Below are 13344 nucleotides of genomic sequence, written 5' to 3'. Positions count from 1 at the left end.
AGCTCGAGACATTGAGTTTTATTCGGTGAAAGCAATACTGTTGAATGGTGTATTCAAAGGCAAGTAAACACGAACTATAAGAGGAGTAGCTAGCATGTTGCCCATTTCAAGTTTTAAAATTCCACAAACTTCTAACACTTCAACTCGCTCTAATCTGTTGACACAGATTGATGCACCTCATGAGCAAGCGAACGGAGAGGGACAGAGCATTGTGCAAGCCAGCGAAAACTGTGTGGTGAGCAATCAACTCTATGGAGAGAGCCATACAGTCACAACGAACTTTTTCTTAACGGCTTCCGATTCAAATACCAAGTTGATATTTGAAAAGTTGAATGGCCATGCAGAGGCCTCGCGTTACAAACCTTTGGCCCAATTAGGCACACATATTGAAGATCTAAGGGCTGCCTACCTCAATGTGCTCGAAGAAGTCGATGAAATAAGAGACGGCCTCACATTATATATCCCTTCTGAAGGGCAGGAAACAGCGGATAGCAAAATTACATTTACGCTTATTGATAAAGTACGGGAGTTTTTATCGTCTAAGAAAAAAGTGCTTTTACTACTTGGCGAGGCGGGTTCGGGTAAATCGACCTTCAATCGAGATTTGACACGCACGCTCTGGGTTGAATATCAACAATCCCCTGCTGCGCCTATCCCAATCTTTATCGCGCTTGCCGAGCATACGCCGTCTTGTAAAGATTTAATAGAGAGCTATTTGCTGGAACAAAAGTTTTCGCCAGAAGAGATTGCTGTGCTTCGAAAAGAAAAACGGTTGGTTTTTATTTTAGATGGCTTCGATGAAATAAAAGATCGTATGCAAGCATTTTATACGCAGAATAAGCTCGATCACTGGAATAATGCTCAAGTCATTATTAGTTCGCGCCCCGAGTATCTTGGACATGGTTATCGCAGCCAATTTCAGAAACGGGGCCAAACCTCTGCTTTACAAGAGTATTGGATTTCTCCAATTTCAGGCGATTGGATGGCGGCTTATATTAAAAATTATATTCAGCATGCCGAGCGCGCAGAGTGGAGTTTTGAACGGTACCAAGCCGCGCTAGATAGCTGGCCCGCTTTAAAAGAATCGATTCGCCGTCCTTTTTTGCTTAAGATGACGCTCGAACTTTTACCTAGTCTAACTGAAAGCAAATCGACAGCACCGATTACCCGCATTGCATTGTATGACGAATTTATATCACGTTGGTGGAGTCGCTCAGAAGAGCGTTTGCATCATATTGAATTGACGGATAAAGAACGAGAAGTATTCAAGCGCTTAAATGAAGAGAATTTTTTAGCACATGGAATCAAGTTTAGCCAAGATTTGGCGATAGGGCTGCATCGAGCGCAAGCTGTGGTAGTGATGTATTCAGAGGCAGTTGATGGTAAGCGTGAAGATGATTGGCGTAAGGAATTTTTAGGGAACTCTGAAAAAGCGCGACTGCTGCGTTTTAATGCGCCGTTAATCCGTCAAGGAGATCAGTACTGGTTTATCCATAAATCGATCCAGGATTATTGTGTGGCACGAGCGATTTGTGGGCCGCAATTTAACAGTGCTCAGCCGGCCATTAATGCAGTGTTGAATCGATTCTTGGTAGTGGATGAACCGCTGATTCTCGATTTTTTAGCAGAACGGGTTAAGCAATATCCTAGCTTTAAAGCACATTTGCATGCATGGATAGAATCCTCTAAAAACCCTAACACTCCTGTGACAGTGGGTGCTGCGAATGCGATCACGATCTTGGTGAGAGCAGGGATACAGTTTAACGGAGCGGATTTAAATGGAGTCCGGATACCTGGGGCGGATTTGAGTTATGGTGTATTCGACTCAGCTCAGCTGCAAGGATCGGATTTGAGGGGGGTGAATCTTCGCACGAGCTGGCTGCGAGAGGCGAATTTGAGTGGGGCGCAGATGGCGGATGTGCAGTTTGGAGAATGGCCTTATCTGGAAGAAGACAGCAATGTGGAATCATGTGCTTATTCACCGGATGGGGAAAACTACGTGGTAGGTCTTGCGAACGGAAAGATCAGAGTGTATTGGACTTCGAATTGGGAAAAGATGCATACCTTAAAAGGCCATACAAACGTTATTGGGAGCGTGATGTATTCGCCGAGCGGTTTGCAGCTAGCGTCGGGGAGTGATGATAAGACAGTGCGGCTGTGGGACCCGCGAAGCGGAGCGCTGCTTCACACCTTAGAAGGCCATACGGGCTGGGTTACTAGCATGGTGTATTCGCCGAGCGGTTTGCAACTAGCGTCGGGGAGTGATGATAAGACGGTGCGGCTGTGGGACACACAAATCGGAGCGCTGTTTCGCACCTTAGACGGTCATACAAGCAGAGTGAATAGCGTGGTGTATTCGCTGAGCGGTTTGCAACTAGCGTCGGGGAGTGATGATAAGACGGTACGGCTGTGGGACACACAAAACGGAGCCCTGTTTCGCACCTTAGAAGGCCATACAAGGGAGATTAAGAGCGTGCTGTATTCGCCGAGCGGTTTGCAGCTAGCGTCAGAGTGTAAAGGTCATACGGTGTTGTTATGGGACCCGCAAAGCGGAGCCTTGGTTCACACCTTAGAAGGCTATACAGGAAGTGTTAAGCTACTCTATTCGACGAACGTTAGTAGCATGGCGTATTCGCCGAGTGGTTTGCAGCTAGCGTTGGGGGGCGATGATAACGCCATCCGTCTTTGGGACTCTCAAAGCGGAGCGCTGGTCCACACCTTAAAAGGCCATACAAGCAGTGTGAATAGTGTGACGTATTCGCCGAATGGTTTGCAGCTAGCGTCGGGGGGCGATGATAACGCCATCCGTCTTTGGGACTCTCAAAGCGGAGCGCTGGTCCACACCTTAAAAGGCCACACAAGCAGTGTGAGTAGTGTGGCATATTCGCCAAGCGGTTTGCAGCTAGCATCGAGGGGTGAGAATTTAATGTCGCAGGCTGATAATATGGTGCGGCTGTGGGAGGTGCAAAGTAGAGTTCTGGCTTACGCTTTAGAAGGCCACACAAGCAGTGTGAATAGTGTGGCGTATTCGCCAAGCGGGGAGCAGATCGCCTCGGGCAGTTGGGATAATACGGTCCAGCTGTGGGACGCGCATAGCGGAGCGCTGGTCCACGCCTTAGAAGGCTACATCAATGTGAGTGGTGTGGTGTATTCGCCGAGCGGTTTGCAGCTAGCGTCGGTGAATGGTTACGAGGTGCAGGTATGCGACCTGCAAAGCGGAGCGTTGGTTCACACCTTAGAAGGCCACAGATACGCAGTGACTAGTGTGGCATATTCGCCGAGCGGGGAGCAGATCGCCTCGGGCAGTTATGACAATACGATCCGGCTGTGGGACGCGTATAGCGGAGAGTTGGTTCACACCTTAGAAAACCACACAGGAGGTGTGACTAGTGTGGCGTATTCGCCGAGCGGTTTGCAACTAGCGTCGGGGAGTGATAGTGAGACTGTGCGTATATGGGATCTGCAAAGCGGAGCTTTGGTTTATACCCTAGAAGGCTATGGTAATCGCATAACATATTCGCCGAGCGGCTCACACCTAGCGTTGTGGGGGAGAAAGTTGGATGGTAGGGCGGTGAGGATATGGGACCTGCAAAGCGGAGCCGAGGTTCGCACCTTAGACGGTCATACAAGCAGTGTGAAGAGCGTGGTGTATTCGCCGAGCGGTTTGCAGCTAGCGTCGGGGAGTTATGATAAGACGGTGCGGCTGTGGGAGGCCGCATCTGGAGAGTGTTTAAGAATTATAGACGGATTTAATTGGGGTTTCAATAGCGTAGGCTGGAAAGGGAAGCACGAGGAATCTTATCTGTTGACAGGCAGTGATGATGGTGTAGTGCGCCAGTGGTCGATTAAAAAAGAAGTAGAAGGGTATAAAGTGCAGCTGGATTGGACATCATGGCATAAAGAACTGAACGTGAGAGGTATATTAGTGGACGGAGTAAAAGGGCTAAGCGAAAAGAATAAGAGGCTGTTAGAGCAAAGGGGGAAGCCAGGGTATTGGGACTTAGAAGGGGATGATGAGTTTTCCTTTGAATCAGGTGGAGTGAGTGAAATATTTTTGGAAGGGGATTCGGACGGTTTATTATCTAAATCGGATAAGCTTTATGAAATATCTTCAGAGAAAGAGGGTCTTGTAGAATCAGATACAAATTGCTATTCAGAAAAACTGTCTCAAAATGCCTCGAATTTAGCTAGCATGTCGATTCAAGAAAGCTTGGATTTAAATGTAGAGGATATTAATTGCATTCAGAGTGAGTTTTGGGCTGATTTAGAGCAGGGAAAACAATCAGGCTTTTTTAGTAGCTTAACTGGGAATGAATTATTGCTCTCATCGGCAGAGCCTGATGGAATCTGGCCTGAGGGAGAACTTGTTGAGGAGGAAATACCTGATGCTGAATTTCCTTCGAAAAAAAGAGCCCATTCTATAAGTTCAATTTCTTTAGGGATAAATAGAAAGAAAGGAAGGGAAGATGATAGTTCTTTCTGAGAATCCTGTAACTTGGCGGTAACGCGTTTCCGTTTCAAGTGCCCAGGCAGGCACCGATGTTGAAGGTGTTGACTTCGGCAATCTCGGCAAGCAAAACTTTGCTGGCTTTTCGGTTAAATTCGGGAAGCCTGACATTTGTCGGATCGATTTTAAAGTTTCTGACAGGCTCAAAATCAGTGATCGGATTGATACGCTACCGGAGTTCAACCCGCCAAGGGCCTAAGTCTCCCGCAGCTTAAACAATCCCACCATTCACACCAATGACCTGACGTGTAATATAAGCTGCTGCATCAGACATTAAAAAACTGACTAATGCGGCAACTTCAGAAGGAGTTCCTACCCGCTTCATCGGCACTTCTTTTGAGGCTTGCTCGCGCAATTCCGTATTGATCATCTCAGTTGCAATAATGCCGGGAGCAACGCAATTGACTGTGATCGCACGGCTTGCGAGCTCTAGTGCCAACGCTTTGCTTGCTCCGATTAAGCCTGCTTTGGCAGCGCTGTAGTTCACCTGTCCACGGTTGCCAATCATGCCAGACACTGACGAGATCGTAATAATGCGCCCGCCGGCTTTCGCGCGCACCATAGGCATCGTGAGCGGATGTACAACATTGTAAAAACCATCAAGGCTCGTATCAATTACCGTATCCCAGTCCTCACCGCTTAGCGCAGGGAAAACCGCATCGCGTACCACGCCTGCATTACACACAATGCCATAATAAGCTCCGTGGGCCGCCACATCCTCTGTCAGTATCTTCGAGCATAGCGCGCGCTCACGCACATCAAAGCGCAGTGCCTGGGCTTGCCCGCCCTGCGCCACAATGCCTGCCACCACTGCTTGCGCTTCAGTCCAGCCACTATGAGCGTGGATCGTTAGCGCAAAACCATCAGAGGCGAGCTGCTCGGCAATAGCGCGGCCAATACCTCGGCTTGCCCCTGTCACTAATACGCGGCGTCTCATTTAATTGACTCCTCAGGAATTCTAAATCGCTGCAATTTTAATCATTCGTGCAATATTTTTACATCCGTACAGCACTTTTAATCAGCGTCAGCTGCGAGGCGCTATCCCACGCTCCTGTTAACCTCAATCAGGCGATGGGAAAAAAGCAGGGGAGCGCTGATTCAACTAGAACTACTATGCTGATGCATAAAAGCCGAAAAATCCGGCGGCTGGAACACTTTTAGTACAGCCTTGGCCGCGAGCTCAGCATCCTGCCACAACGCGCAGTCATACGCCCGGTTACCATCAGCTAACGCTAATATTTGTTGAACATCTACTTTCAGTAATGTATTCGCCTCGAACGCTTCACAAAAGGCCTGATACTGGCGTGAACCTAATAGCACACCAGGTTGTGGCGGTCCACCATTGGCTTTAGCAGATAAGCTCGCATGGGCGGCCATGGCCTGCGCCATTAATTCGAGACCAATCCATGCTGGCATGCGTGCGTCAGGATCAGCATACCAAGCGTCGCCACGCACTTGATACTCAGCACTGAGCGTTTCGTTGGCAAAAGCCGTGACCCGGTCAAGCAATAACATTGTGCCGCGATGCGGCAGTAAAGTTTCAATCTCAGGAAACCCATGAGGGGAGTTCATGGCCAACATTTTATCGCTCACCTTAATCGCTCCATCTACCACTCACCTCAAAATCCCATAAAAAAATCAGCCGCCAATGATAAGACTGACATTGCTGCCACCAAAGGCAAACGAATTACTCATGCAGGTCCGCTGCCGCAAACCTTGCCCAAGCTGTACCAAATCAAGCTGTGGCAGTTGCGGATCAGCTTCCCCATCCCAGATATGCGGCGGCAAAGAGGGCGTCATACCATTGAGTAGCAGCCAGCAAAAACCCAGCTCAGTTGCACCTGCTGCTCCCAGCAAATGCCCGACCAATGGCTTAGTGCCACTGGTCGGCACACCAGCCGGAAACACACGCTGCATTACGCGGCTTTCCATTTCGTCATTTTTTGGAGTAGCGGTCGCATGCAGATTGACGTAGCCAATTTGAGATGGAGTGAGCGCCGCATCGGCAAGTGCCGCGCGCAAGGCCATTTCAGCGCCGCCCCCTTGTGGATCAGGCGCAGAAATATGATACGCATCACTTGCTTCGCCTACACCCAAAAGTGCAATCGGCGCTTCATCACGGCTCATAATAAAAAGGGCCGCCCCTTCACCAAGGTTAATCCCACGGCGATTGCGACTCATTGGATTAGCGCGCTGCGGACTGATCGACTCTAAAGCACTAAAACCACCCAAGGTCAAACTACTCAGCGTATCTACCCCACCCAATACAACGGCATCACATAAATCAGCCTGTAACCACCGGCGGGCCACCGCGAAGACTTTTGCGCTTGAGGTGCAAGCCGTCGAAATAGTATACGCAGGGCCTGTCACATCAAGTACTTTAGCCAAGAATGGCGCAGCTGCACCGATTTCAACTTGCTGGTAGTCATAGCCGGCAGGTGCTGCCCGACCGGCGGCCCATTCAGCGAGCATGGTTTCGCCTGCGACAATGCCCGAAGTTGTCGTACCCAACACCACGCCAATCCGGGAGCGGCCATAGCGAGACAATACCTGTTCAAGCTCGATTTCTATGGTTGCCAAGGCAGCTAGTAATAGGCGGTTGCTACGACAGTCATCGCGCACCAACGCCGCCGGCGGTGCTGGCAACGCTTGGCTCACTCGACCTACAGGCAAGCTGCCAAACGCATCACTCACCGGTGCAGTGACCATACTCGAAGTATCGCCCTCAGCTAAGCGACGGGCAATCACGGCTAGATTATTACCCAGCGCATTGATCATGCCAAGGGCACTTAAATAGTAGCGGGGTTTATTCATCAAGCATTCTAGGGATAGGGGTGAACACACTCAGCAAACGGCAGAGAGCATCGGCTCTAATTTATCCAATAGCTCGCGTGGTAATACAAACTGCAATGCTTGAGTCTGTGCATCCACTGCCACTTGAATCGTATAACCTTTTGTCAGCTGCGCGCCACTTTCCCGGTCCGTAATTAAATAACCGATTTTAAGCCGGCTTTCATATTCGACGAGCTTAGCGCTTACGTCCAGCAACTGGCCATAGCGAGCAGGTCGCAAATATTTCAGCCGACATTCAACCACCGGCCACAGATAGTTTGATAAGCGCATCGCGTCATACTCGAAACTACGCAGCAATGCGCTACGCGCGATTTCAAAATACTTGACGTAATGGCCGTGCCAACAGATATTCATCGAATCAATATCATGAAATGGCACTTCAATGCCGACCGTAGCAGTTAGCACAGTTTGAGTGATCTGCTTAGCCATCATATTTACCTGTCTGACCTTGAGCGCTCGCCAAATCTGTATAGAGAGGGGCCGCCCCTGCGCGGATCCAATCTGCAGTCGCACGCAAATCAAACTCAAGCGCCCGATCTTCATCGACGAAAGCCGAGTGGGTTGCAGACATTTTCATGAACTCCGTTAATACAGCAGGCGGCATCGGTAGCGCTGAGTCACGCAAACGCAAGGTGGCGGCTTGCACCGTGGCTAGCGTATGCGCAGCCGCAACTTGTTCCGTCAACGTCAGCACCCGTAAACAGTCGCGGGCGGCGATCGTACCCATGCTTACTTTATCTTGATTATGGGATTCCGTTGAGCGTGAAAACACACTCGCCGGCATTGTCAATTTGAGGGCTTCGGCGGTCCAAGCAGATGCACTGATTTGCACGGCCTTAAAGCCATGATTGATCGCCGCGCGCTCACCCGTACTGCCAGATAGGTTACGCGGCAAACCATGATTGAATTTGTCATCAACCAGCAATGCAAGCTGGCGATCCATTAAATCCGCTAAATTCGCCACTGCAACCTTCAGCGCATCCATTGCAAATGCAATATGGCCGCCATAGAAATTGCCACCGTGCAACACGCATTCATCGTCTGGATCAATCAATGGATTGTCATTGGCACTATTCAATTCATTTTCAATATCACGCCGGATCCAGCTCAGCGCATCACGCGCAACACCAATCACATGCGGTGCGCAGCGCACCGAATATCGATCTTGCACACGCTGCGCACTGCTGTCCGTGCGGCCGCTTAGATCCGCGCGAATCCACGCTGCCGCCTCGCCTTGCCCTATATGGGGTTTAGCCTCAAACAGTCGAGCATCAAAATGAGCTGCGCGTCCATTCAAGGCAACGGTAGTGAGTGCCGTCAGCCGGCACGCCAAACGCGTCAGATAGTCAGCCCGACGCCAGGCAAGGCAGGCTAAGCCCGTCATGACCGCAGTCCCATTCATTAGTGCAAGTCCTTCTTTCGGCGCCAGCACAAGCGGCGCAATGCCAAGCTCAGCGAGCACATCGCTCGCCGCACGCAGCTGGCCACGATGCGAGACTTCACGCTCACCAATAAGCGCTGCAGCGACATAAGAAAGGGGTGTTAAATCGCCACTTGCGCCCACTGAACCCTCAGCTGGAATACGCGGTAACACCCGCTGGTTAATCAGCTGCATGAGCGTGTCAAGCAGTTCCCAGCGCACGCCAGAATAGCCATGCGCCAGCGAGTTGAGACGCGCCACCATGACCGCCAGCGTTGCATCTGTCTCTAAATATTCGCCCATACCACAGCCGTGATAACGGGTTAGTTGCAACGGTAATGATGCCACCAATGCAGGCGGCACGCTGACCTCGCACGCGTCTCCATAGCCCGTATTCACGCCGTAAACTGTCGCGCCACTAGCCAGGCAGGTGCGCAAATAGTGGGCGCCACGCTCAATCCGTTCACGAAATGCCGCCTGATCGGCAAGCCGCACTTCTGCGCCGCGTTCAGCAACTGCCAGCACCTCCTCAAGCGTGACCCGGCGTGCACCGACGACGATATGCTCAAGGGTTTTACCTACTTTTTCATGGGTTGTTTGATCTACGTTATACATTTCATTCACTGGTTCGTTCGATATACGTTATATATTTCATTCACTTTGCTAAGAACTAGCAAATCTATACCACAGCGCTCTTACTATAAACAATCCGGCCCGTTGCATAATCACGTTCACCCACATAGTAGCGAAAGGTAATCCGCGCGCGCTCGGGATCATGCGCGAGCGCGAGTCGCAGCGTGGTGCCTGGACGCACCATAGAGAGGAATTTAATCTGCTCAAGTGTCTGGAAGCCATTACACCTTGCAAAATAATGTGCGGCATAGCGGACAACCCAATCGATCTGGACCACGCCCGGCAAGATCGGCAACCCCGGAAAATGGCCGCTAAAATGAATTAATGTTGCTGGCACATGTAGCTCAAGCAGCGCCGTATTGTCATCGCACCACTCAGCTAGCACCTCAGGTTGCAGTGGATGGGTTGCGAAGCGCGTGGCAAGTTGAGTCACTGACAATTTTCCTCGCTCATCAAAAGGCAACTGCATGCAAAAGCGCCAATGACGCGGCAATACGACCCCATCAAAATACTCAGCTAAATAACGGCGTAAAGCCTGCGTGATGAACCGACGGCTAGCAGCGCTACGCCATGCCTGTATCCCTTCTTCAGTTAAAGTTAGCAGCGCGCCAAGCGTCATCCGCGCGCCATTAAGCGGCGCAACTGCGGCTTGCTTAACCCACGGGTGACGCATCAGCACGTGCTCTAGCTCAGGTAAGGAGACACGTTTTTCTTCGAGCTTAATAATTCGATCCAGCCGGCCCCGTAAACGAAAGCGTCCATCAGCCTCGATCTGCACTGCATCCTCCATGCGCCACCATTGATCGTCAGGCAGATGTGGCGAACGCAACTGCAATGCGCCCTCGGTATCACACCGCACATCAATCGCTGGCATGGGCGTCCAGGCGTCGCTCACCTCATTTTGATGCGTTGCTTGAGGCTGACAACGCCAAGCAATACCACCGGTTTCAGTACTACCATACACTTCGATTGGCGCAGCACCAAACGCTTGCGTATAGATAGCGGCGGTCTCAGCTGGCAGCGGGCCACCCGATGAAAAAATCAGTCCTGGTGGCGGCGTAAGCTGGGTTAGGTTAATCAGTGAGGGCCAACGCGTCAACTGCGCTGGGCTCGACACCAAAACCGTATTCTGCAACGCAGCCAGCCGGGCCCGCACATCCGCGGGTTCAACACAGGTCATGCGATCAAACGGTTGACCTGCAGCAAGCGGCCATAACAAACGAAACAGCAAACCATAAATATGGTGATGCGGTACGCTAGCGACCACGGTGACACCCCGCATCACCGTACCCCACAGAGTAGCCAACGTATGAATTTCCGCCTCAAACTGTGCCAGTGTTTTCTGGATAACCTTCGGTACGCCACTACTGCCCGAAGTGACAAGACTCAGTGGCGCACGCGGATCAATCCTTAACTTGGCACACGGACCACCGGCCCCGTTGGCAAGCAAACCGTCTAGATCATCCAGCACGCTATCGTATAAGCCCGCGAGCGGCAAGAGCGCTGCTGGCTTATGATTGGACGGCAGTACGATCTGTTTGCCTGCTGCCAGCAACGCAAATAATCCACAGGCAAACTCAAATGGATCGCTCAAACACAATGCCCAACGCGTGCTGTGCCGATGGCGCTCGCTGCCTAGAGCGCGCACCGCAGCACAGGTACGTTCGGTAAAGAAACGCCAGTCAAGCATATGATCACCGTCAATACATACTGGGCGGGTAGCAACGCAATCGTGACTGAATAGCAAATGTAAAGGTGTGGTCATGCGAAATAAAGTGGGCCGTTGTGACACACCAGTCAGTGCATCTAGCAAAAGCTGATCAGCACTGCCTTAAGCAACTCAATGCCAAACCAAGGTTTGGTCATCTCTCAAAAAACGCTTTATGACTCAGGCGACGCATTAAGCTGACTTGTAACCCAATCAGCCAATGTACTTACCGAACGGAAATGTTCGCGCATACGACTATCCGTGGTTTCGATTTGCAACTGATATTTCTTGCGCAGCGCAATCCCAATCTCCAGTGCATCAATCGAATCGAGCCCAATACCATCGGTGTCAAAAAGAGGCGTATCGTCGCCGATATCCGCTAAGGTCAAATCCTCAAGATTAAGTGCGTCAATCAAAAGCTGTTTGATCTCAAGTTTTAAAGCAGTCATGGTCTCTCCAGTGTTGTTTAGATTAATTCTCTATCAAAATCACGCTAAATTTCATGCGTTGAAAGAGAGTCCCGTTGCATATCAGTCAATAGCAATTATGCTTTTCTATCACGCCAATGCCAGGACCAGTTCGATCGGGCGTCTTCCCAGCAAGTGGGTTGATGTGTTTCAAGGCAATGCAAAGCGGCACTCAATTGACGTGGGTAGCGCGGGCGATCTGGCGCCTGCTCACTGCTACGCACCCGGCATTCAAGCACGCCTGGCGCATCGTCGGCGATCCAAAGCGCCAGTGCGCCAGACGGCGCATCGGTATCGTCGACCGAAGCATAAATTGGGTCAGGCGGTTCGTCCGCATAGATCACCAACACCGGCGCCTGAGGATCAGAGGCGTACTGTGCAAACGCTTCGAGCAATGCGTAACCCAGTGTCTCAGAGCCAGCCGCTAAGGCGGTGGCATTTGAATGGTCACCCCGCATCATACTAAAAACACCAGCGGCCGCATTCAAAACCGAAAGACTGAACGCATTCGGCGATAAAGGCTGCATAGGATCCCGCGCTTGTGCTTTGAGCAACTCCGTGGTGCGGCGTGATTCCCCATGACGAGAAGCGAAGATCACTCGCACCGGTTGATCTACTGGCGCGCAATCATGTGCTACTTTGAGCCCCATCTTCGAGAGCGTGCTCAAACGCCGCCGCAACATCGGCTCAATAAAACTCACCTCGAGCGCAGCCGATGTTTCTGCATTCCATGCAGACCAACGGGCAACAGGCAATGACCAAGCTAAATCAGGCATGTTTAATCAGGATAAGATAAAAAAACAGGGATAAATTCAGCGCAAAACAATTTTCTATCATACCAAACTCGAAAAGCTCTGTCCTCGCCAACTCGTTATTCTGGAAGCACAACGCCTCAACGCCATCGACCCCACTCTTATTAGCTTATACGCTCGCGCCGAAGAGCGTTGAGGGGTGGCTAAAGAAGCTGTTTAACCGCTCTTAATCAAGACTTGCCGCCTGGAGCGATACAAAATGCATTCAAGCGCTTGGCAAAAAGAAAAACAGCTCGCAAGTGTGGCCTCATGCTGTCTTATCAGACAACCTGTGTGAGGCGCTATATCAGCATTACAAATTATCTAATCTGTTGATTCAACGCGTATCGGGTGAGACCGTCTCACTGAAAGACTGTTATATCAATCTGGCGATTGTAGAAAGTCAGGTGCAACGTGAAAAAGACAAAGAAGAGTTGAAAAAGCAAGCTGTGTCTTTCGAACCCTTGCCTAACGGTGAGCAGCAACTTTGGCAAGATCGGTTTGAGAGCGTGTTGTGGGTGCCTTTACGGCAACTCAAGACGCATTCCCCCAAACGCTTGGAAGATCTGCTCTGCAATCAGTATTTTGTAGGTCATGAACGTCGCCAAGCACAGGCGTTATCGAAAGTTTTCTACGCACATCAGGACAAAACGCTGTTTATTCTGGATGGTTTAGATGAGGTGATTGGCGAATTAGATGAGCGCAGCCCTTTGAGAGATTTGGTACAAAATTTGCTGACTCAAGCGCATGTGGTGATCACGTCGCGGCCAGCTGGGGTCGAGACTTCGCTACTCGGTCAGTTAGATCTGGAATTAGAAACGGTGGGATTTAGTCTGGATACCTGCCTAAAGACCCAGAAACCATCACAATGTCGATGCTGTACAAGGCAATGGTGGATAAATTGTGGCGTAAAGACGGCGTGCGGTTAGAGAAACAAGACAAAGGTAAACCATTAGCATCTAACG

General features: G+C 50.6%; 9 protein-coding genes. 1 reads left to right on the top strand and 8 read right to left on the bottom strand.

Annotated features, from left to right (window positions below):
• Positions 1 to 4718 precede the first annotated feature (4718 nt).
• The 8 genes from MCB1EB_RS06095 to MCB1EB_RS06060 all read right to left on the bottom strand — a co-directional run bounded on the left by MCB1EB_RS06095 (position 4719) and on the right by MCB1EB_RS06060 (position 12364).
• Positions 4719 to 5444 carry a 3-ketoacyl-ACP reductase FabG2 gene (locus MCB1EB_RS06095; protein ID WP_045362092.1) on the bottom strand — a complete coding sequence of 242 codons (726 nt, stop codon included), beginning with the start codon at positions 5442 to 5444 and terminating at the stop codon, positions 4719 to 4721.
• A 161-nt stretch (positions 5445 to 5605) separates the two neighbouring features.
• Positions 5606 to 6079 carry a hotdog family protein gene (locus tag MCB1EB_RS06090; RefSeq protein WP_232034090.1) on the bottom strand — a complete coding sequence of 158 codons (474 nt, stop codon included), beginning with the start codon at positions 6077 to 6079 and terminating at the stop codon, positions 5606 to 5608.
• Positions 6080 to 6145: 66 nt separating this feature from the next.
• Positions 6146 to 7321 carry a beta-ketoacyl-[acyl-carrier-protein] synthase family protein gene (locus tag MCB1EB_RS06085; protein WP_045362093.1) on the bottom strand — a complete coding sequence of 392 codons (1176 nt, stop codon included), beginning with the start codon at positions 7319 to 7321 and terminating at the stop codon, positions 6146 to 6148.
• Positions 7322 to 7351: 30 nt separating this feature from the next.
• Positions 7352 to 7789, bottom strand: coding sequence for an acyl-CoA thioesterase (locus tag MCB1EB_RS06080; RefSeq protein WP_174232248.1), 438 nt, complete (start codon positions 7787 to 7789; stop codon positions 7352 to 7354).
• Positions 7782 to 9395, bottom strand: a complete 1614-nt coding sequence (locus MCB1EB_RS06075; protein WP_081953449.1) for an HAL/PAL/TAL family ammonia-lyase — start codon at positions 9393 to 9395, stop codon at positions 7782 to 7784. The genes MCB1EB_RS06080 and MCB1EB_RS06075 overlap by 8 nt, the downstream gene beginning before the upstream one ends.
• Before the next feature lie 64 nt (positions 9396 to 9459).
• Entirely contained in the window at positions 9460 to 11178 is a 1719-nt protein-coding gene (locus tag MCB1EB_RS06070; RefSeq protein WP_045365524.1) for an ApeI family dehydratase, read from the bottom strand.
• Positions 11179 to 11294: 116 nt separating this feature from the next.
• Complete coding sequence (locus tag MCB1EB_RS06065; protein WP_045362101.1) at positions 11295 to 11570, bottom strand: phosphopantetheine-binding protein; 276 nt, start codon at positions 11568 to 11570, stop codon at positions 11295 to 11297.
• 95 nt (positions 11571 to 11665) lie between these two features.
• Positions 11666 to 12364: a beta-ketoacyl synthase chain length factor gene (locus tag MCB1EB_RS06060; RefSeq protein WP_045362103.1), complete on the bottom strand. Its 699-nt coding sequence runs from the start codon at positions 12362 to 12364 to the stop codon at positions 11666 to 11668.
• A 275-nt stretch (positions 12365 to 12639) separates the two neighbouring features.
• Between MCB1EB_RS06060 and MCB1EB_RS06055 the strand changes: the two genes are divergently transcribed.
• On the top strand, positions 12640 to 13308 hold the full coding sequence (locus tag MCB1EB_RS06055; protein WP_045362106.1) for an NACHT domain-containing protein: 669 nt from the start codon (positions 12640 to 12642) through the stop codon (positions 13306 to 13308).
• The last annotated feature ends 36 nt before the right edge of the window (positions 13309 to 13344 follow it).

Source organism: Mycoavidus cysteinexigens, assembly GCF_003966915.1.
Lineage (GTDB): Bacteria > Pseudomonadota > Gammaproteobacteria > Burkholderiales > Burkholderiaceae > Mycoavidus > Mycoavidus cysteinexigens.
This window is presented reverse-complemented; position numbering and strand designations above follow the sequence as displayed.